This is a genomic window from Fulvitalea axinellae (genome assembly GCF_036492835.1).
In the GTDB taxonomy this organism is placed as follows: Bacteria; Bacteroidota; Bacteroidia; order Cytophagales; family Cyclobacteriaceae; genus Fulvitalea; species Fulvitalea axinellae.
The window spans coordinates 2,409,886-2,432,239 of record NZ_AP025314.1 but is presented as its reverse complement, the minus strand read 5'-3'; the positions used below and the strand labels follow the sequence as shown (position 1 = coordinate 2,432,239).

At 45.6% G+C, this 22,354-nt stretch carries 9 protein-coding genes; 4 read left to right on the top strand and 5 right to left on the bottom strand.

Annotation, left to right across the window (positions count from 1 at the left end; translation table 11 throughout):
• Window positions 1–59: 59 nt before the first annotated feature.
• The 4 genes from AABK39_RS09355 to AABK39_RS09340 all read right to left on the bottom strand — a co-directional run bounded on the left by AABK39_RS09355 (window position 60) and on the right by AABK39_RS09340 (window position 7,659).
• Window positions 60–4,007 carry an HzsA-related protein gene (locus AABK39_RS09355; RefSeq protein WP_338394666.1) on the bottom strand — a complete coding sequence of 1,316 codons (3,948 nt, stop codon included), beginning with the start codon at window positions 4,005–4,007 and terminating at the stop codon, window positions 60–62.
• Between the two features lie 10 nt (window positions 4,008–4,017).
• Window positions 4,018–5,562 carry a sulfatase-like hydrolase/transferase gene (locus AABK39_RS09350; protein ID WP_338394665.1) on the bottom strand — a complete coding sequence of 515 codons (1,545 nt, stop codon included), beginning with the start codon at window positions 5,560–5,562 and terminating at the stop codon, window positions 4,018–4,020.
• 77 nt (window positions 5,563–5,639) lie between these two features.
• On the bottom strand, window positions 5,640–7,130 hold the full coding sequence (locus AABK39_RS09345) for a sulfatase (protein WP_338394664.1): 1,491 nt from the start codon (window positions 7,128–7,130) through the stop codon (window positions 5,640–5,642).
• Window positions 7,114–7,659, bottom strand: coding sequence for an RNA polymerase sigma-70 factor (locus tag AABK39_RS09340; RefSeq protein ID WP_338394663.1), 546 nt, complete (start codon window positions 7,657–7,659; stop codon window positions 7,114–7,116). The genes AABK39_RS09345 and AABK39_RS09340 overlap by 17 nt, the downstream gene beginning before the upstream one ends.
• A gap of 484 nt (window positions 7,660–8,143) precedes the next feature.
• Here AABK39_RS09340 and AABK39_RS09335 point away from each other — a divergent pair, with 484 nt between their 5' ends.
• From AABK39_RS09335 to AABK39_RS09320, 4 genes are all read left to right on the top strand, one after another.
• Window positions 8,144–12,208, top strand: a complete 4,065-nt coding sequence (locus AABK39_RS09335; RefSeq protein WP_338394662.1) for a hybrid sensor histidine kinase/response regulator transcription factor — start codon at window positions 8,144–8,146, stop codon at window positions 12,206–12,208.
• 468 nt (window positions 12,209–12,676) lie between these two features.
• The gene (locus tag AABK39_RS09330) at window positions 12,677–15,991 is read left to right on the top strand and encodes a SusC/RagA family TonB-linked outer membrane protein (RefSeq protein ID WP_338394661.1); all 3,315 of its coding nucleotides are present in this window, start codon (window positions 12,677–12,679) and stop codon (window positions 15,989–15,991) included.
• Between the two features lie 10 nt (window positions 15,992–16,001).
• The gene (locus AABK39_RS09325; protein WP_338394660.1) at window positions 16,002–17,537 is read left to right on the top strand and encodes a SusD/RagB family nutrient-binding outer membrane lipoprotein; all 1,536 of its coding nucleotides are present in this window, start codon (window positions 16,002–16,004) and stop codon (window positions 17,535–17,537) included.
• Between the two features lie 138 nt (window positions 17,538–17,675).
• Entirely contained in the window at window positions 17,676–19,406 is a 1,731-nt protein-coding gene (locus AABK39_RS09320) for a glycosyl hydrolase family 18 protein (RefSeq protein ID WP_338394659.1), read from the top strand.
• A 111-nt stretch (window positions 19,407–19,517) separates the two neighbouring features.
• Here the strand turns inward: AABK39_RS09320 and AABK39_RS09315 are convergent, their stop codons facing one another.
• Window positions 19,518–22,094, bottom strand: coding sequence for a hypothetical protein (locus AABK39_RS09315; RefSeq protein WP_338394658.1), 2,577 nt, complete (start codon window positions 22,092–22,094; stop codon window positions 19,518–19,520).
• Window positions 22,095–22,354 lie beyond the last annotated feature (260 nt).

Below are 22,354 nucleotides of genomic sequence, written 5' to 3'. Positions count from 1 at the left end.
GCTTTTACCAATAAAAAAACTGTTTAGAAAAAATGAATTCACTCCATACGAATTGGTTATTACTCTCGGATAACTAACCGAAATCCGACATCAGAGACTTTTTGCCATGTTTCGAATGGAAGGGAAAATCCCGCGGCGGAACGTTTTGGCCTATCTTTCCAAGAACCTCCTTTTACTATCCCTTTACCATTCATATTCTCGGATTTTGTCCATTCCTTCACATTGCCATGCATATCGAACAATCCCCAAGCGTTTGGCTTATAGCTTCCCACTTCCGTCTGCACAAGATTTCCGTCATCAAATCCCCAAGCTCTAGGCAAGAAATTATTATATCGGAATTTCGGGTGATATTCGGGCATCGGTTTCGGGTTTACGCCGGCTACGGTCATATTCCTTAATTGGTCATCGGCCAAATTGGCGTATTCAACAAATTTCTCTTCCGCTCCGAAAGACCAATCCCCTTCGTTTCCGGCACGGCAGGCCCATTCCCATTCTTCGGCCGTAGGCAAATCAAATCCATGACCGTGTTTGCCCTCCAATTTTTGAGCGAATATCAACGCCTCGTCACGATTGATCCGAACCACCGGTTGCCCCGGACGATTCGCCTCGTAGCCTAATCCCGTATGGTCTTTCCAGTGCATATCGATCATTCGCGTATGATGATCGGGATAAACCGACCTGTATTGGGCATTAGAAACTTCCGTGGCCGATATCCAATACGCCTTTTTGATTTCGGAAACTTTCCGTTTTCCTTGGGCATTTACCGTTACGTAACGGCCAGCGGGAATCCGAACAAATTCCATGGAAACGCTATCGTTTAGCTTAACGGTTTTTCGGTTTTCCCTTTCGCCCGTTTCTCTCTTTATCTTGACTATTTTGGTTTTCGGCTTCTTTCCTCCTTCCTTAACTTTCCATCTTGGCGCCGGCGCCGGATTGTCCTTTAAATATTTGCGAATGCCGGCCAATTCCTCATCGCTATGGTCGTAAAGATTATTGTACTTTCGGGCTAATTTCTCCCGCAAAAAAACCTGATCCACACCCCTATAAGGCGTCACGTCTCTCCATTCCCCATGATATGGCGCGTTCAGGTCGATCCAAGTATTTATCTTTTCCCATTCTTCAGGTTCCAACTCCACTCCATAGTGCCCTTTTTCCAAAAGCTGGACAAGTTCACTGGTACTGGCGTGAAACTCCATCGGCGTAAGCACATGCACATCGGATTCAGGGCCCGGACGATTAACAAAAGGATGCAGATTCAGATAGCTTTCCCGGAAATCGTTATAATCCTCGGCTTTTTTATCACTAGCCAAATCAATCACGTTTTTCTTGCTCCCGTTGTGGCAAGAAATACAGTTTCGATCCAAAACCGGCTGGATTTCCAAATCAAACGTAAACGGTCTGGCGCCACCGCCGGAAACCGGTCGGATCTTCTGCGGTTGCTTTCGCGAAGCCAATGTCAGTTTCGGATTGGCAACGGTATTTTGTTCCTCATGACAACCAACGCACGACAGCACTTCGCCCGGCATTGCGGTCAGCCAAGAGCGCATCAGCTGTAGGGCGCGCCCGTCCTTGTCAAGCGGCTGAAGGGAAATCGGCGTATTTGCCGGCACTTTGAACATTACGGAGCCGTCTTCCTCCACGGGCACTGTTCCCAAGATTCGTTTTACGTCCCAAGAGCTTTCCACGCCATGGATGTCGTGGTTACTCTGCATGCGGTTATACCCGAATTTATAGGCGAAAACCCGCAATGATTTTATCGTTCCGCGTGGCACTCCTTTCGTCCCCCGCCCTTCGTAAAGATCTTGGATATAAACGGTTGCTTCCTTGTCCCCGCGCTTGGTTTTGTCGGGAATTACCATCGGCTTTTTTCGCTTACGCAAAGGCATAATCTCACGGATTCCGGAATCCTCAAATTCTTTGATCAAGGTCACGTTATCGAACATATCGACCAAGTAAACGCCCCAGAGCCCGGTAGGATTCAGCTTGGCTGTAACAACAAAGTACTTGTCGTCGAGCGGATAGGGCGTGGAGAACAACGGCCATACGCCGGCCACCAACTGGTCTTTGATTATGGGCACCAATTTTCGGTCGCTATACGGGATTTCCTGCACCACTCCGTCGGCCTCGAAGCGTCCCTGTCTCGGATCGAACACCACCAACCGTCCGGCTCGGGCTATTCCGTGGTGGCCCGTCACTATTCCCACAAAACGGGCAGGATCGTTAGGCAACGGGCGCGCTCCAAAAATACTGTTGGGCCAATACGAGGCGCTTCCGTAGTATTCTTTTTTGCCTGTTCCGTCCGGGTTCATATGCATCAGCACGCGTGTAAAATAATGTGTCTCGTCGGTGTATTCCCAACGCTGATACATCACACGGCCGTTCGGCAACATCACGGGATCCCATTCATTGTCCTGACCGAAATTCAGCTGATGAAAATCCTTTGTTTTCGGATCATACAAACAGAGGTTTGCCACCGGATCTTTACCGTTTACGCAGGGAACACCCTGCATCGAGATGTTCGATGCGCAAATAACCTTACCGTTAGGAAGGTAAAGTCCTTCGAAATAATCTAAATCGGGTTCCGTGTCCGGCGTAACCTGACGCGGTTTTTTCTCTTGCAGATCCATCTCGTGGAGATGCCAACGTCCGTTATTTCCCACTTTGGAGAACATCAGGCGCCCAGCGTTATAATCCAATTCAAGATCGTTTACCAACTCGCCTTTTTTAGGCGTATAAAGTGGTTTTACAATAGGCTCGCCTTCCGTAATATCGCTGAGTCGAATAATCTCCGTATTGTATTTCGTATCAAAGCCTTTAATACTACCGTTCGAAGAGAAATTACTCGGTGGGGTTCCCAAATCACGGCTTCTGACTTGTCTTGCCTTATCGCCAAAATAGTGTCGAACAGCTACGAAATCGTCTTTAAGCAAAGGATTCCGCAATAGGATTTTTCTTTTCAAACCCCTAAGGCGATGTATTTCCTCAAAACCCGTTGCCTTGTTTTGATAAGCTTCGGCTTTCGCTTTAGGGTATTTCGCCAAAAGCTCCTCGTAACTTGATTTTACTTTATCGAATTCGAATTCTTCGGAATGATTTTTCCGCATCCATTCCACCGAATTCACAACCGAAGTCAAACGGAAGAACTTCAGGTAATTTTCCTGGAATTCGTAAACTTGAGCCACTTCCAAAAATAGGCTCAACAAAGCTCCGCTGTCTCTTGAAGATTTCAGCGCGTTCAGCCTATTTCGGAGATAACCCGGCATTTCGAGCTTTGCGATCAATCCCTCCAATAACCCGATTTCGAAATCGCCTTCATCCGCCCAAAGCCATTTATCGGAACGTTTTCCGGCATATTTCAAAAACGTTTCGGTCTCTACCGGATAATGCTTTTTCAATTGGCCGAAAATAACATCGTGCGAATAATTCTTAGCGTGAAAGGCCATGGACGCCCGAACGCCTGAGCGCTTACGGTGCGTCCCGACCTTGGCACGGAAAGAGCGGTAACGACGTCCCAAATCCAATATCACCTCGCCGGGAGCGTAGATTCCCACTCCCCGGCTTTCCTCGGCTTTTCCTATATAAATCGTTTCGTTTTGCTTAGGCCCGATAATGACCGGCTTGCCTTTCAGATCAATCTGGCGGATAAAAGTCATTTGGTCCAAATAGTGCTTATCGCCCTTTTTATCGACCAAATAAGCGTCGGCGAAAATACCGCCGTCGTGGACGCTGTTATCGGTGCATTCGTCAGCTTGAAGGACCAAGTTATCGCATTCCGAAAGGTTCACTTCCAAAACCTCCGGAGCGTCGTTGATGCCCATCACCGGCGAGCTGACAGTCCGGAAAGTCACGCTTTTCTGATATTGCCGAAACGCCTTTCGGCTAGCCGACATCGTGGACGACCAATCCTTGCCCTTCTTTACGAAGGTCTCGCTGATTCCCTGGGCCATAGCCTCTACGGAAAAAAGCGCCAAGAGGGCCGTCACCCATAGTTTTATATTTACGTTCATCGTTTGGTTATTATGCTTCTGTCGGTTCTAATGAAAATGGGTCGTGAGATTTTTCCAGCCAAGCTTTCAGCTCCGGCATCAACTCCCTCATTTTTGGATAATCCGGCCTTTTTGAAATTACCGGACTAGTCTGGTATTTATCGCTCACATTATCGTAAAGGCGGAATTCCAGCGTACAGCCATCAGCCGAACGAACGGCTACAAAAGTATGGGTTTTGGTGCGAACACCCCGGTAGCCCAAGTCTTTCCAGCTGATTCCCTGTTTGGCCAATTTATATGTGTTTTCCACCCAAGGCGACATTCCCTGCCCGATTGTGGCCAAAGGTTCCGGCCTGCATATAAACTCGTGCAACAAGGCCGTCTTGCGGGTTTCTTTAGTTTCTCCCTTTATGGCGGAGGAAAAGTCTTCGCCCTCGCAACGTTCCGGAACATCAAGCCCCATCAGGCCGAGCAGACTCGGCATAAAGTCGTAGGTCTGGAAAAGGATTTCCTTTTTGCCCGGCCGTAGTGTCTTGGGCCAACGGATCATCAGCGGAATATTTGAGGCCTCTTCGTACCAAACGCATTTGCCCATACGGTTATGGGAGCCAAGCATCTCGCCGTGGTCGGAAGTAAAGACCAGAATCGTGTTATCGGCGATTCCTTCGGCTTCGAGGTATTCCATAATCCGCCCGAAATTCTCATCGCAAGATTGTACGGCGGCGAAATAACTTTGGCGAGCCGCTTTGCCTTTTATATTCGCCTCTCCGTCACCTTTGGCGTTTGGCCTCACTTCCACTCCTTCCAGGTCGTATTCGCCTTTGAGCTGTTCGGGAGCGATAAACGGCGGGTGAGGCGGATTCCAAGACAACACCATCGAAAACGGCTTGCTCTTGTCGCGCTTGGCCAAGTAATCAAGCGCCACATCCGTTTCGTGACTGACCGACCATTTTTTCGGTTCGATCATCTCCTTGGAGTCGCCCGTCCAATAATGCGGATCGAAATGCACATCGTGGGTATTGTAAGCGTACCAAAAGTCGAAACCGTGACGGCGTTTTCCTTCCGGCGTCAGGGCGTCCCAGGCTTTCGCTCCGCTTTCAGGCGCAATATCCTTATTCAGCTCCGGACATTCCAAATGCCATTTACCAATATAGGCGGTTTGGTAACCGTTTTCTTTCCAAACATCGCCCAGGCAAACCTCGTCTTCATGAAGCTCGATAGCCAATCCGGGCTGGCAATTCGTAGTCAGCCCGGTGCTCATCGGGAATCTTCCCGTCAAAAGCGAAGCGCGAAAAGGCGTGCACAACGGACAGGAACTGACTGCGTTTTCAAAAACCACAGACTGCTTGGCGAATTCGTCCAAATTAGGCGTTTTCACCGGGTCTTCTTTCATAAAGCCCAAAGCCTGTTTTCTGAACTGATCGGCGAAAACAAACAGGATATTCGGGCTGTCAGCGCCGGCCTTACCGGTTTTCTTCGCCGATTCACCTTTTTCTCCGGAACCGGACGCGCAGGAGGTTACGGCAGCACCCAGTCCCAACGCTCCCACGCCCTGTATAAAATCTCTTCGCTTCATATCTTTCGGGTTTTGAGTTTCCGGACCGGACGCCTAGCCCATTAGCCGTCCGCCGTCAAATGTATCGATTATGTTTTTTATTTTCTCAATGCAAAAGTCTTCGCAGGTTGGGCGTAATACGGATGTCGGCTTTTCCCGGCGTCAAAGTCCGGATTCTTCACGGGCATCTGCGCCCCCACTTTTGTTCTCCAAGCATCCAGCGTCCGGCGCATACTGGCGACTCTCCGGGTTTCCGTCGCTGACAAGTCATCGCTTTCGGCCAAATCCTCTTTCAGATTATAGAGTTCATAGCGGTTTTCCTCAATCACATGAATCAATTTCCAGTCGCCCTGACGAACGGCGCTGTACGGAACCGCCCCGCCCGGATGGTAATGCGGATAATGGAAAAATACGGCGTCGCGCCCAAGCGAATCGCCCTCTAGCAGAGGTAGAAGATTCTCGCCGTCGATGTTTTCAGAAGAAGGAGCCAATCCCAATGCGCCGAGAACGGTTGGAAAAATATCCATTCCCATTACGGGCTCGTTGATGGTTTTGCCTTCGGGCAGTCGGCCTTTCCAGTACATAAACATCGGAACGCGAACCCCGCCTTCGTACATGCTTCCCTTGCCGGCGCGCAAAGGGTAGTTGGAAGTGATCTTCGCTCCTTTAATCGTTCTGACCAAACCTCCGTTGTCACTGGCGAAAATCACCAGCGTATTTTCCAGAAGCTTCTTTTTCCGAAGCGTCTCCATCACCTTTTCCACGGCTTCGTCCGTACTCTTTACCATAGCGGCGTATGTGACGTTTGTCCACCTGCCGGATACCGTTTCTTTTTTGGAAAAATATTCTTCCAGCTCCTTTTTTGCCTTTAACGGTGTATGCACTTGATAAAAAGGCATATAAGCGAAGAAAGCAGTATCCTTATTCGCTTCGATAAACTTCGAAACTTCCTTGGCCAAACGATCCGTCAAATACTCTCCGGCCGGACCGTTTTCAATCTGCGGATTATGATATGGCGAAAAGTAGCTTTTGGGATGTCCTTTGGCGTTTCCTCCAATATTTATATCAAAGCCCTGCTGTTCCGGAAAAAGAGATTCCGTTTCGCCAAGATGCCACTTCCCAAATGAGGCCGTCACATATCCTTCCCCTTTCAGCACCTCGGCCAATGTCTGTTCCGACAATTTCAGTTGTTTTGTCCAATCCGGCGAGGCCATTTTAGCGAACGGAAAACGATGTCCCGGAATCCAATCCGTTACGCGCAATCTGGCCGTATATTTCCCCGTCAGCAACGAGGCCCTTGAAGGCGAACAAACCGTACAGTTTGAGTAGGCGTTCGTAAAATTAACACTCTTGGCCCGCAAAGAATCAATGGCCGGGCTTTCGTAAAAATCATTACCCGACGAACTCAGGTCCGACCAACCCATATCGTCCACATAAAACAGCACCACGTTCGGTTTTCGGTTTTCCGACGCCTGCCGTTTAGGCTTTGTGCCCGCACACGACCAGGCCGTCAGGCCGGCTACAAGACCCAGCCCCCAACTTCTCAATCCCGAACAATGGCTTGATCTATCCTTATAAAAATCGCTCATATTTCTTGTGGCTTTTTCTCAATTTTTTGAACGAACGGTACATATGCGTTTCCACCGTTTTTTGCGAAACGTTCAATTCGTCCGCAATCTCCCAATACTTCATCCCTTGGTATTTGCACATGCAAAAAATCTCCCTGCTCCGCTCCGGAAGTTCCGCCAAGGCTTCTTGCGCCCAACGCCTCATATCCGGGCTGATTTCGGAGTCTCCGCCGTCTTCGTTAAGCTTCCATTCGTAAGCGACATTCTCCTCGTGCCTTTTCTCAATGGCGTTTTTGCGAATCAAATCGACACATTTGTTATGCGTGGCGCCCATCAGATACGGCCTGAGATTTTCGAAAGAAATCTGATCCCTCCTACTCCACAAATCCATAAAAATCGCCTGCACAACGTCTTTCGCAAAATCATGGCGGCAGAGTTTTTTCTTTACCTGCGCCAAAATACTAGGAGCGAATTCCTCGTAAAGTTCCTGAAACGTCCGCTCAAAATCGTCCCGGCCCTTCTGATGAACAAAAACAAACGAATCCTCCATAATGCAAAAGTCTTGGGTAACAAATCAAATACTTTCGGTAACAGCAAAGGCCCACAGAAAAATCGTTTTCGACCCAAATACCGCTCCCGGAACGTTTATAGTCCCGAGGCTTCAAAGGTGGCGGACAAATGAATATTTTCAGGATGCGAAATGTTGCAATAAAGGATCGTTTCGGCTCAAAAAAATCAAAAGGAAAAATATATTCTCCCCTGAAAATCAACAACATGAACATTCGAACAACACATAACGACCCATTTTTTCAACAGAATGCCCTACTGGAAATCATTCAATTCTAATAAAAAAACTCGCCACGTTATGACAAAAAGATTCTTGAAAACCCTATCCAAACCGTCTTCACGTAAAACAAAAACTTTATTTCATATTTGAATTCATTGTATTAGTTCTCCCGTACTGTATATTTGGTGAAACGCCACATCTATTGTTGGATTTTTATTTATACCCACCCCTTTTTAAAAGGTATTTCATGAAGAGATTTATTTTAATTGTCTTTTTCCAAATATCATATTTTAGCCTGCTTTATGCCAACGTGTATAAATTTGACCGCTATACGATAAAACAAGGTCTCTCCAGCGACCATATTTATGATATGGTTCAGGACGAGAAGGGTTTTATCTGGATTTCCACCCACAATGGTCTGATTAAATTCGATGGCTATGACTGCGAAGAAGTGATTCCCGCAAACTCGGCTGTACCAATCAAGGACCGGATTTTCAAAATGGCACATCGAAACGATACGCTCTGGCTGGGAACCAAAAATGGCCTTAGATCTTTATGCCTAAAAAGTCTTAGACTTGACAGTCTGGGAAAAGACGAAAACCAAATCTCAAGCCTTTACACAGGACAAAATAAAATTTGGGCGGGGTTAGCTGGCGGACAGGTCTTAGAATTAAATAATTCATCGTCCAAACTTCAAAAAATACCAATACCGACAGATGTCACAAAAGCGATTTTTTCATTCTATAAATGTAAAAATGGCGATATGCTTGCCACTTCTGGAAACGTTCTCCTTCAAATTCCCGGTAACGGTGGCAAAACCGAAGTTCTCAGAAAGCTTTCAGGCAGAATACTACTTTTTGATTTGGGCCAACAAGGTGTTTGGTTATCGGCCGGAAACCAAGTTTATCGGATCATTGAAACCTTGCAGGGTGTCCAGTTCCTGAAAGGAAAAATGAATCTGGAAGCCAGCTCCATCCACTCCATGGCTACGGGGCCTAACGGCGATATATGGCTCGGAAGTGATATGGGCCTGCATAAACTGGAAATCAAAAATCTGAATCAAATAACTGTCAGATCTATTCCACTTTGGAAAAATATGCCCGACGCCCGCACCAAAGTCCGCAAGGTTTTTTCTGACAGGTCAGGTACTCTTTGGGTCGCTTCCTTTGATAAAGGACTTTTCAAAATGAATACCCAAGAAAGCAAAACAGCGATTTTTCATACATTATCCAATAACAATCCCGAAACCAATGACATTTCCGTTATCCAAAAAAACAAAGACGGTAAATTACTCTTAGGCACCCGCCGCGGGGGCTTATTGCTTTGGGATAAAGGAAAAATAATCAAACACCTCAGACGCAATCGCAAAAATCAACGTATTTCGCCATTACAGGATAATGTAATCAGATTTATATCGCCTAACTCAAAAGGCGGGTTCGATATCGGAACGATCTCCTCGGTATTTGAAGCCGATCATGAAGCCAACGTCCTCCGTTATTTGCGCAATGCCAACAAAAAATTAAAGCACAAGGCCTTTACCGACGCCCGGTGTCTACTGGTGGACAAAGCCGGCGAAAAGTGGACGGGAAGTTCCAACGGTATGTTTCGCCTTGACAGACGTGACTCCATAATTCCATTTGGGAAAAGACCCACACAAACCTCCGAAATGACTGTTACGGGAATGATAGAGGACGATAAAGGACAGATTTGGGCAACAACCGAAGAACAAGGGCTTCTTCGATTATCGAAAAACAGAAGGCATTTAAAACGATTCCATAATGGTAACAATTCACTTTCCACAAATATAACGCACGATATACACGCCGGGAAAAACGGGCTACTATTTATAGCGACAGCAAACGGGCTTAATGTTATTACTCAAAACGATAAATTCCACCACATTGGAAAAGAAGAAGGCTTACCCCACACATTAATACAATCAGTATTGCAAGACGATATTGGAAACGTTTGGATGGGAACCAATTCCGGATTGTTAATGCTAAAAGCAAAAGATCTACACAAAGTTTTACGGGGGAATCAAAAGGTTTATTTCCAATCCTTTCTTTCACGTTACAGTTTCTCGATCTCTACAGCTTTCAAAGACACACAAAACGGTAAACTCTATTTTGGTGGCCCCGAAGGATTCGCCGAGATCTCACCCGAAAACCTATCAGAAAACACAAAGGTTTTACAACCTGTCATTACTACCACCGAAATTTTTAATCGTCCAAAAAGATTCGCCAAAGGTCGCACCATCGAATATTCGGATACACTAATTCTAGATCATGAGGATAATTTCCTGAAATTGAAATTTACATCCCCGAACAATAACAACCCGGAAAATAATCAATTCAGCTATAAGCTCTCTCCTGTCCAAACCAAATGGATCCGCACAGACGCCACTAACCGTTATGCCGTCTTCAACGCCCTATCACCGGGTACATACAAATTTATGGTCCATGCGTCAAACGAACAGAACGTTTGGACTACCTCCCCTGAAACGCTTACCGTTATTATACGCCCACCTTTTTGGCAAACCACTTGGTTCTATTTAACCATAACATTTTTAGCTGTATTAGTGGCGTTTGCTCTGTTTCGCCTCAGGGTTCGAAACCTGAAAAACAGAAACCGGGAATTGGAAGCCAAAGTAGAGGCCAAAGTAAAACACATAAAAAAACAACAAGAAGAAATACTGGAACAAAAGGAAAGCATAATCGAGATGTCGCAGAAGATCCATGAGGCGGATATGGAAAAACTTCGGCATTACACTAATATATCCCATGAGTTCAAAACACCGCTTATGCTGATTACAAGTCCGTTGGATAGAATTTTGGAAACGGAAAAACATTTACCCAAACACATTACCCAATCCCTGCGGGTAATGCGCCGAAACTGCTATACACTTTTATTGCTGATTAACCAATTAATGGAAATCAGGAAAAAAGACACTGGAAAGCTCAATCTCAGGATTTCGGAATGCGATATCAACACATTGGTCCGCAATGTAGCGGAGTGTTTCAATCCGATTCTTAAAGAGAAAAACATAACGTTAACTGTTCCTCCGCAAGATATTACGGAAGGGTATCTGGATGTTAGAAAGATTGAAAAAGTCATATTCAATATTCTTTCTAACGCCTTTAAATTCACTCCTGAGAATGGAGAAATTCAGATCAATCTCGATATTAAAAACGGAAAGGCCATAATAAAAATAAGCGACACCGGTTCCGGAATTCCTGAACAGGAAAAAACAAGAATATTCGAACGGTTTTATAAATCTGCGAATCCGCAAAACCACCTTGGTAGCGGTATCGGACTTTCCTTAGCCAAAGAATACTTGAAACTACATAAAGGAGAAATCACAATTGAAGACAACTCTCCACAAGGAAGCGTTTTTATAATCGAAATCCCTATTCAGAAAAACGATTATTCGCCAGAACAAATAGTAGACGCAACCGAAGCCGGAGAAAACGATTACCGTTATTTTGACGAAGGTGTTAATCTTATCAGAAAAGTAGAAGAGCCGGTCCAAATCACTCCAATGGGCAAGGACGTTTCACAAGTGATCTTAGTGGTGGAAGACAACCACGATCTACGTTTCCATATCAAAAACACATTAATGGAAGCTGGTTATCAGGTATTGGAAGCCAAAAACGGCAAAGAAGCTGTAGACATTACGGCAAAGCACCTTCCCGACCTAATTATCTCCGATTTAATGATGCCGGAAATGGACGGAATGGAACTCTGCGAGATTATGAAAAAGCAACTGTTAACCTGCCATATTCCTTTCTTAATCCTAACAGCCAAAACGGAAGAAAACGCCCAATTAGAGGGGCTTTTGCACGGTGCTGACGATTATATAACCAAACCGTTCAACCTAAATATTCTTCTTGCCAAAATCAGATCAACTTTGCAAAACAGGGAAACGCTACGCAAACGATTTGCCGACAAAAAGGAAAGTCAGTTAATCGACGATAACATCCCGAAAAAAGATCAAACCCTTATTAATAGTTTGGCTGAATATATCAGAGTAAATATCAGCGACCCTGATCTTAGCGTAGAGCTTCTGGCAAAAGAGATGGGAATGTCACGATCCAATTTATATCGAAAAGTAAAGGAACTAACCGGGATTTCCGCTTCGGAATTCATTCGAAATTACCGTCTAAAAGTTGGTGCGGAATTGATTCTAAAGAAAGAAATGAATATTTCCGAAATATCTTATCAAGTCGGGTTCGAATCAGTTACTTCTTTCCGCAGAATCTTCAAAAAATATTATGGTTGTACACCCAGCACTTATGGTAAAGGCTCCAATTAACTTGAATCCGGATATTTCAGTTTAAAAAAACAAAAATCCATTTCACTTAATTAAAAATTACAAACACAAAATAATCATATACAAACTATAAAAACACAAACCTGTGAAAGGTTTGTTTATCAACATAAAACTCCTAAAAGAATAATAATACAACAATAAGGGATTGTTATAAACGACATTCTTATTTCTAGAATTCCATTTTTCATTTCCCCCTTATACTTAAATCATTATCCCCATCCCTCATTTGCACTCTTAAAACCCTCCTTTCCCCTTACCCGGTAGCGTCTAAACTCAATAGGGAGCTACTTGCGGTATGCTTTTCCGAAACGGCGATTGACATTTGAAACAGCAGAATGTTCGCTGAAAACAACAATTTGTTTCACGAGAAGAGCGTCTATTAAACTTAATCCGTTTCGAAGACAATTCTAAACGGGCTTTTTAATTTTTTTTCACACAAAAAACTGTTCTATGATTTTATCATTTTACTGTTTCGTTCTTGAACGAAAACGAAGGTTATTATTGCCTTTTTTGACGTTGCTTTTGTCCATCAACGTCTTCAGCGCTTTTGCGCAACAAGTGAATGTTACTGGGCAAGTCAAAGACGAGTCCGGAGAAGGCATTCCCGGCGTAAACGTTCTTTTAAAAAACAAAGAGGCGGGAACGGCTACAGACTTTGAGGGCAAATTTAGCCTTGTAGCCGACAGAAACGACATCCTACAATTCACATCAGTAGGGTACGTCACACAAGAAGTGACTGTGGGAAATCAGACTTCTTTTAACATTGTATTGGCAGCGGATGTCGAACAGCTTGAGGAAGTTGTGGTAACGGCATTGGGTATCTCCAAAAGCGAAAAAAGCCTGGGTTATGCCGTCGCCAATATCAAATCCGAAGAGCTGACCAAAGTGTCTAACCCTAATTTTGCTTCGGCATTATACGGTAAGGCGCCGGGTGTCCAGATTAAAACAGCGCCTGGTGGGGCCGCCGCCGCTGTAGACATCAACATCCGGGGAATTAACTCTATTTCGGGTTCAAGCCAACCATTAATCGTTATGGACGGTATTCCTATCCGGAACGAGGAGGCGAACAACGCCGGCTATTGGGGCGACCAAAAAATCAGGGGCAACGGTTTGGTTGATATCAACCCGGAGGATATCGCTAACATTTCCATCCTGAAAGGCGCCGCGGCCAGTGCCCTCTACGGTTCAGAAGGGGCGAACGGTGTTGTTGTTATCACTACCAAAAGTGGTAATTCCAGCAAAAAGGGATTTGGCGTAGAAGCCAGCATGTCAATGTCTTTTGACAGAGCGGCTTATTTCCCGAACCTGCAAACGGAATACGGGCCTGGCTACGACCGTAAATCAAACATGACAAACTACGGAGCAAACGAAGAGGGATTTATTCCTTACGGTTCCGCAGGCAAGGTCAGAGTTCCTTTCGAAGCTGCCGGCCAATTCGGTCCTCGATTTGACGGCCGTACTGTTACTAACTGGCTCGGAAACGAAGTTCCTTATGTTTCGCAGGGCAACAACTGGAAGGATATGTTTAATCCCGGAAGCACCCGGAATTTCAATGTAGCCCTGACAAAAAGCACGGACGCCATTAACATGAGGCTTTCTTTATCACAATTGAAAGCTCAAGATGTAAACATCTCGGGTCCGTTCGAGAAATACACAGCAAGTCTTAACACCAGCGTAAAAATCAGTCCGAAGAATAAACTGAATTTCGTTTTTACGGATGTGTATCAGAAGGTTAACAACCGTCCCGAAAAAATCTCCCGTATCACAAACAACTACGGAGGCTTTTTCAGCCGTTTTGATGACATCGATTGGTACAAAGACAATTACACCACTAGCGCCGGTTACAAATACGTTATCGGTAAGGACCAGCCTAGCGCCACTCCAGAAGAAAACATTCCTTTTAGCTTCAGGGCAAAAGACTTCATGGAATATTTCTGGAGAAACAATGAAATCCAGGAAGACGAAACCAGCAACAGGATTATCGCTTCGATCACGGACACGCATGAGTTTATCAAAGGGCTTAACCTTCGCGGTCGTTTCGGTATTGACATGACCAGTTTCACTTCACAAAGGATGGAGCCCAATTCTGCCCCGATTTCAATCCGTAATTCGGGAAGCTTCAGCCAAGCCACTAGTTTCAAGAGCATCCTTTACGGTGATATCGTCCTTACATACGATAAAATGTTCGCTGACAAATACGGAATCAACCTTTCGGCTGGACTTACCGGAAGGGAAACCGTAAACAAACGCAACTCCATGAACACAAGTGGAGGTCTCAGCGCCGAAAATTGGTTCCATATCAACGCCTCGGTCAACCAACGTGGAGGCAGTTCTACTGAATGGCGCCAAGCCAGCTACGCTTACTTCGGTACCGCTGAATTCAACTACAACCACTTCCTGTTCCTTAACTTCTCAGGAAGATACGAGAACTTCTCTTCTCTGCCTGAAAACTCAAGGGGTACCTTCTACCCTGCCGGAAGCTTGAGTATGGTGTTCAATGAAGCTATCGAAATGCCGTCTTGGGTAGACTTCTCAAAGCTCCGTGTCTCGTACGGTGAGGTTGGTGTTCCCGCTCCCGTTTACAAATCTAACATTGCCTATAACCAAGGTGGTCTCAACGGTACTATCTACTCTGCTCTTGGCGCAGGATACGGAAACGAAAGTATAGTTCCAGAGAGAAAAAAGGAATTCGAAATCGGATTGGAACATAAGTTTTTCGGAAACAGACTTGGATTCGAATTCACTTACTACAACAGTACGATCGAAGACCAGATTTTGACACTGAACGTCCCTCCTACCGTAGGTTATTCAACTATGTTGGCCAATGTGGGTAAGCTTAAAAACTACGGATACGAAATCGCCCTTTCCGGTACGCCAATTCAGACAAACGACTTCTCATGGGATGTTTCGGCAGTATTGAGTTTCAACCGAAATGAAGTGGTGGAATTGATGGAAGGTGTGGACGAACTCGAACACCGTAACGTGGATGGTGGCGCCGCTTGGTTAGTATCCAAAGTCGGGCAACCGATGGGGGATTTTGTCACCTTCCTGCCTAAAAAAGACGAACAGGGGCGCCTCATTGTCGATAATGACGGATACCCTATGATGGACTTCGAAAACAAGCACACCGAGGGAAATGTGAATCCAGATGTTATCGGCGGTTTGCAAAACAGCTTCCGTTACAAAGGCTTCACGCTGGATGCTGGAATTGACTTCCGTTTCGGAGGCCAGATCATGTCATTGGGACAGTACTACATGTACGGCATGGGCATGTATGAGGAAACCTTGAAATATCGGTCTAAATCAGAAGGCGGTCTTTCTTACAACATCGATGACAAAGGCAACTTCATCTTGGCAGAAGGCGGAAAGTATGACGACGGCTTGATCATAGACGGTGTAACGCAAGAGGGCAAAAAGAACGAGAAAGTTATCGACGCGGCCAACTATTATATGAAGATGTACGCTTGGGGCGGGCCTCAATACAACTCTTACTCTAATTACTCTTCTTCGATTTTGGACAATAGCTACATAAAGCTCCGTGAGTTGTCATTGAGTTATGACTTGCCGAAGAACATTGTCAAAAACATCGGACTCAGTAGCGTTAGAGTCGGAGTATTCGGAAGAAACCTCTTCTACATCTACAAAACTCTCGATCATTCCGATCCTGAAGCCACTTTGGGTACCAACTGGATATCGAAAGCCTTCGACGCCGGATCGGCTTCGTCTACACGTTCTTTCGGGTTTAATGTTCGCGTAAAGCTTTAATTCGGAAACCATGAATATTTATAAAAAACTATTAGTCTTTGGGTTGGTCACGTTATCCTTTTTCGGTTGTGACGACAAGCTTGACGAATATTACTACGACTCATCCAAAGTCACGAAAGCCACAGTTGACAACTTCCTTACAGGTCTTCTTAAGGAAGGAAACAATATGACTTTCCCGTCGTACAATTATATCGTTTCGTTCACCAACCCTAGTGTATCCGTCTACACCCAATCCCGAGGATACTCTTTCTCAACGGGTATTTACTCCCCCGGCGGATCGCAGAATATGTGGTGGGGCAACTACTTCAACGTAGTTAGACAATACAGGGAACTTGAGTCGCTTTACTCCAAACTTACGGACAAGGAGAAGGAGGATAAGAAGATCTTTATGATCGCCGCCAAGATTTACATGCATTACCAAACGGAAAGGACAGTAAGCATGTTCGGCGATATTCCTTGGTCCGAAGCGGGAATGCTGAAATCCAATAACGGCGATCTTGAAGCTTCAAAACCGAAGTACGACGATGACAAGGAAATCTACAAGCAGATTCTTAAGGAACTGAAAGAAGCCGCTGTTGAGCTTAATGACATTGAGGTGCCTGCGTTTGTAGCCAATAGCTTCAAAGACAAGGATTTCATCAACAATGGAGATATCGATATATGGAAACGCTTCTGTAACTCTTTGCGGGTAAAACTTCTGACAAGGGTTTCTGGTGCCGACGGTTTTGACGTAAAAGGTGAATTGGCTGAAATCTTCTCCAATCCAGCCACTTACCCGGTAATAGAATCAAACGAACACAATGTTTTCGTTAAAGCGGACGGACCTAATATGTTCACCCGCGGTCTAAGATCCGGATATCAGACATGGAACTTGGACTTGGCATCTTATGTATTTACCAAGCACATGGTTGACAATAAAGACCCAAGGCTTGAGGTGATGCTGGACCCAACAAAAGATGGAAAATACGTAGGCTTGGATCCTGACCTTCCCTCCGACAAGCAACAGGAGCTAATCTCTGACGGAAAAATCGCACGTTTGGACAGCGCCACGTTTATGCACAACGAGCTTTGCCACGGACTTATCCTGACAGCCTCAGAAGTATTGCTATGCAAAGCCGAAGCGGCGACGAAAGGTTTCATCTCGGCTGACGCAAACGAAGCCTTTACCGAAGCCATAGAGCAGTCTACGAAGCTCTTTCATGAGATTAACGCCCGCAGTACGCACCGCACACCGTTGACTCTCGACGAAGCCGCCATGGACAAGTACACAAAAGATATGAGTCTGGCGGACGCAACCAACAAACTGGAAGCGATCATGTGGCAAAAGTACCTCCACTTGGCTGTTTTAAGAACAGAGGAAGCCTGGGCTGAAATCAGAAGGACAGGCTACCCTGAGTTCTCTTTCAAGACGGACAATAATAATACGATAAAAACTCCGCCGACAAGGTTGAGCTATCCTGAATCCGAGAAATCTTGGAACGGAGCGCATTACGCACTTGTCAAAAAAGACGACACTCCATTTACCAAACTGTTTTGGGCCAAATAACCCCCTTAACGGGTCCAAAAACGGTTCATTCCTAATCTGAAGGGAATATCAGTTCACTCTAATCTCAGCAGAAGTCTCGGTCTCTATTGGCCGGGGCTTCTCTCACACAATTGTTTAAAACAATTTAATCCAAAATTTATGAGTTTTTATAAGTATTCGCTTATGGCGTTATTGGCTATGCCATTATTTCAATGCCAGCAGGAATCTTTGACAGACGAAGCCTTCGCCGAAAAAAACGAGGCTGTTGCTTTAAATTCGGCCAGTAGCCTACAGCCCGAATCGATAAACCCGTATGTGAAGCTCGATAAGGCCGCCACTTTAAAAATTGATGACACAGCCTTAAAAAACAGCAAAAGCGCAACCATTTCGTTTTGGGCAAGAATTGATCAGGATAATACCGAAGCGTGCCTGTTCTACAAAGGTTGGTATCATAGCCCGTACTACAGATTCGGATTAACTACCAAAAGAGACGGCTCAATACACCTACTCACCAGTCAGGGGCATGATACTTATTACGCTACTGGCGGAGGTATGATTGCTCCGAACCAGTGGTATCATTTCACGGTAGTTGTGAACGGAAACCACATTGACGGGCAAGACAAGTATGCTCTTTATCTAAATGGCCAGAGATTATGGATGGGCAAAAAAGGCGGGCATAATACTCCTCACGCCATTATTCCGGAGGCCGGCACCACTTTCGGCATCGAATCCAGCATTAGCTTGGACGGTGTTTACATAAAGGAAAGGGCTATCAAGCATGACCTTATCGGTCTGACTTGGGGTGCGGAATTCAGTAGCCGGGACATCTACTATGACAGACACTTGGTTACCGCTCTTGATTTTGACACAACGGAAGGTGACAAAGTAAAAGGAAAAAGCACTTCATACAACGACGGGATGCTTTTGGGCAATTACTCGATTCGCCATGAAAAGGGCGCTCCTTTTGTGACTCTTCCGAAAAATGATGCGTTCAAAAGCGTACTTTACGTTAACGGATACAATTCCGTGGATTTGGTAAAACCGGAACACTTCAAGTACACCACGGACATTATCTACCTGCGAGACCTTTATCCAGAAGGTGACGGACACTTTGTCTTGCCTGAATACACAAAAAATTACCTCAACAAACTTAACGAGCTCAAAGGCAACAATAAAACCAGAATCTGGCTCTGCATCGCCGGCGCTAATAGCCACGAGATTTTCAGGAATCGCCTTAATACAGATGAAAAGAGGACACGCTTTGCGAATGACTGTCTGGAAATCTGCAGAAAGTACGACTTGGCGGGTATCGACTGTGACTGGGAATTCCCTAAAAAAGGAAATGACGAGGCTATTTGGTTAAGCACCGTTCACAAACTGCAAGAAATTCTTGAACCGCATGGCTACAAGCAAGGCGCCGCTATCGCTCCAAAAGGCAATAGAGTCTTCGGAAACTTTGTTGACTTGACCTTAAGACTTCAGCCGTCACTGGAATGCATCAATTTCATGACCTACGATTTGGTATTGCAAAATGACCACGCCAGCTACGACATCACCAACGATTGGATGAAGTACTATTCGGACCGTGGCGTGAAAAAGGAAAAACTGATGTACGGGTGGCCAGCGTATGCTCGCGTGAACCTTCTGCCCGCTTCTAAACGGACTGAGAAATACAGCGTGATCCAGAGCCTGTGGCAACCTGACGAAATGAAAGACGTTCACGAAGGCTGGCAATATAACGGTGTACAAACCGTAAGAGCCAAAACCCAATGGGCTATCAATAACGGTTACGGAGGTATGATGTGCTGGGCCTTGGATGCCGACCTCGACATCAAAGACAAACGTTCCCTCATTCGACAATTAGCGCGTCAAGCTTACGGTTTAGAGTAACAATCCCTCATTCAAACAGTCAGTAAGCTGACCGCTTTCACCCGCATGGCACCCCTTCCGCCATGCGGGCTCTTTTTTTTGGATAGAATGCTATTCCGAGTCATCTCTCTTCTACCAAAGGCTGACAATTTGCCAATCTTCTAATTCCGGCCTACCTCCTGTAGCCGTTTTCAATGGAGGCATCAAGATGTCGTGCCAAGTCGTTGTTTGAGTCCCTACACGCAAAGGCAAACCATTCTCCATTCGGATTAGATTCTCTTGCTGATCGATCATATCCATCTTACTTGCGTCATCGTCTCCAAATAAGCCACGTTGCGCACGCCTAGCTTGCTCCAAAGCATAAGCGAACCGGATAAAACCAGGGTGCAATACCGACACTCCACCACCTTCGCCCAATACCATAACCTCCGAAAGCGACATACTGTCCGGAAACACGACTTTCGACTCAGTGCCGGCTCCTGGGCGAACTTCACCCGGTACACGGCTGGCTTTCGGGCGCCCTTTTGCGCTATTTGGAGTGGTCACAAAGTCTGCACTATAAGCCTTCTTCTTTGGATCCACAAGACTCACTTTATGGTTGCCCGCAGGTTGTACCAAAGTCTGTTTCAATAGCTTCCGCCCATGAGGTGCCCAGATAAGTTGCGCAAAATAGGTTTGCAATCTGCGACGCTGAGGCGGCGTGAGTTTATTCATGAATTTGCCTCCATTCCCCAAAGCACGCCACAATTCCTGAATCTCAACATCAGCTTCCGAGTCAAACACAGGCAAGCCTACGCTTCTATGTCGCATAGCTTCGATAATGGCATCCATTTCATCCGAGACAAAATCCAGAAAGCGCAAAACGGGAGAAAGCAAAGCGTAATACCTGCGCTTATCACCCTTGGCCAACAGCTCCTTATTCTTTTTCATCCCATCAAAACTTCCATACCATGCGAATATCGATTTTTGCAAACTCATCAGCAGACTTAACCGCTCCTGAAGCATTGCCCCTGTAGCCCTACTTGGGGCAATTTTGTCTAAGCTTTGATAGTGGTTTAGGTGATATTTTATTCCGTCCAAACCTTTGTCTTTATACGCCTCCGCCCCGACATCACCTACAAATAAGTCCCGAAAGGACTTTATAGTAACTTTTCCCTCGTATGTATCCACTTCCAAATTCAATGTCGCTTCCAGAACACTTATTCGGATGGAGGCCCCTACGGACGTTGAGCTCAATTTTGGCCGTGTAAAAGGATCAGACCAAAATGGATCTTCGTCATCGGACGGAATTTCCGAAGGAGAAGGTACCGGCAAAGGAGGAAGTTCCAACAAACTACCTGTAGGCGAAGGAGATAACGATTCCTCCCGTGCAGAGTCTTGTAATGAATGCGTGCCCGGAATATCGGTTGCAGAGAAAACCACCGTTAAGGGTGCTGGAACTCCAAAATACGGCCCTTTTTGCAGGGCATGATAACTTTGCTCTTCGGACCTTCCGTACATGCGATAAAACGCTGTCTGGTGAGGCAACACGTTATATTTCTTCGCCTCTATATACTCTTGGTAGACCTCCATACCTCTCTCCGTTTCGGCCATTAACGGAGCGCCATGATGCAGAATATGAAAATCAGACATGGATGAGACATCAATCCCCGCTTTATGGAAATAGTGCCTTCTTTGCTCATTTTCCAAATCCATTCTCCTCCGCATTTCCAGCGTTACGTAATCACGACCATCCAAGCTTTCGGCCACAACTCCACCATGATAATTTCCTTGCTCGAACATGCCCATATCCTCATCGGCGTTACTTCGCATAAAAGTGGCCACCGAATCGCCCAATCTTGGTTGCGCAAATTGGTTAACTCCCAAGCGACGTTCCATGCCCCGCATTCGCTCCCTTTCTGTAGTATAATATTTTTTATATTGATTATCATCAAGGGTTCGTTGGTCTCGATCTATATCATTCAGTAAACGTTCACGCAGGCTAGCGTCATTCAGGCTTTCCGCTTCTGGGTCCAATAAAACATCTACAAGCCCTCTCACGCCAACCACATCCCCTTCTATTCCTTTCAAATCAGAAGAAATCGGCGAATCCACAGGCGCTAAAATTCCAAACGGAGGGGCGAACCTTACTCCAAAGTCTGTCGGGTGCTCAATCAGGTCCGTATACCCAAACATGTAACGCGTAGGGTTAGAACTCCCGCCACGCAAAGGCATGTTCGGAAACCGCATTTGACGCTTACTCACTTCATCAACTGCCCCTTCCTCATCAGGCATCACTTCGACTTCACATAAACTTTGCTCTCCAAGCAACAATTGGTTGCCGGTCTCTTTTAGATAAACCCTGGCTTTTTGCGCCTCTAGTCTCGTATTTGTCCTAAGGATAACTTCCGGGTGCGCAAAGAAAAACTTTGGACGAAACTTTCCAGAAACATTCAGAACCGCCAAGCTCATATCATCCGCAATCAAAAAAACCGATTTTTCTCCCGTAATCTCCCCTTTGCCATTCTCTATAATCCGGTATTCCTTGCCTTTCACCGTCAGCGTACTCATAAAACTGGTCTGCATCGTAAGCTTATGCCCCGTATAAGCGATGCTGAGATCCTCCCGATCTTTTGAACTAAACATAGCCTGGATGGAATCGGATTTGCCTTCCCTTTCACTCGCCGCACTCTTATTATTGTCCGCCCGTCTTTTTCTTTGGTAAAACATACCGGTTTTACGTGTCTGAGATCACTAATAGATTCAATCGCCCACATGCAGGCCTTCCATTCCAGTAAAGCCTAAAATCACCTCATCTACTGTAGCCTCCTTTTCCGTGACAAATTCGAGGCCGACTAATGGTTTTATCAAAAGCAAAAGAAGAAAAAATAAGCCTTGAGGACCTGACAAGGGCTTCCAGACCACAATCATCCCATTAAACTTCTCCCATTTCAAAAACAGCAACCGAGAAATACATAGACAGGCGACCA

Coding starts and splice junctions, on each gene's coding strand:
- AABK39_RS09320 (WP_338394659.1), top strand. CDS start 17,676: ATGAGTTTTTATAAGTATTCGCTTATGGCGTTATTGGCTATGCCATTA.
- AABK39_RS09335 (WP_338394662.1), top strand. CDS start 8,144: ATGAAGAGATTTATTTTAATTGTCTTTTTCCAAATATCATATTTTAGC.
- AABK39_RS09350 (WP_338394665.1), bottom strand. CDS start 5,562: ATGAAGCGAAGAGATTTTATACAGGGCGTGGGAGCGTTGGGACTGGGT.
- AABK39_RS09345 (WP_338394664.1), bottom strand. CDS start 7,130: ATGAGCGATTTTTATAAGGATAGATCAAGCCATTGTTCGGGATTGAGA.
- AABK39_RS09340 (WP_338394663.1), bottom strand. CDS start 7,659: ATGGAGGATTCGTTTGTTTTTGTTCATCAGAAGGGCCGGGACGATTTT.
- AABK39_RS09325 (WP_338394660.1), top strand. CDS start 16,002: ATGAATATTTATAAAAAACTATTAGTCTTTGGGTTGGTCACGTTATCC.
- AABK39_RS09315 (WP_338394658.1), bottom strand. CDS start 22,094: ATGTTTTACCAAAGAAAAAGACGGGCGGACAATAATAAGAGTGCGGCG.
- AABK39_RS09330 (WP_338394661.1), top strand. CDS start 12,677: ATGATTTTATCATTTTACTGTTTCGTTCTTGAACGAAAACGAAGGTTA.
- AABK39_RS09355 (WP_338394666.1), bottom strand. CDS start 4,007: ATGAACGTAAATATAAAACTATGGGTGACGGCCCTCTTGGCGCTTTTT.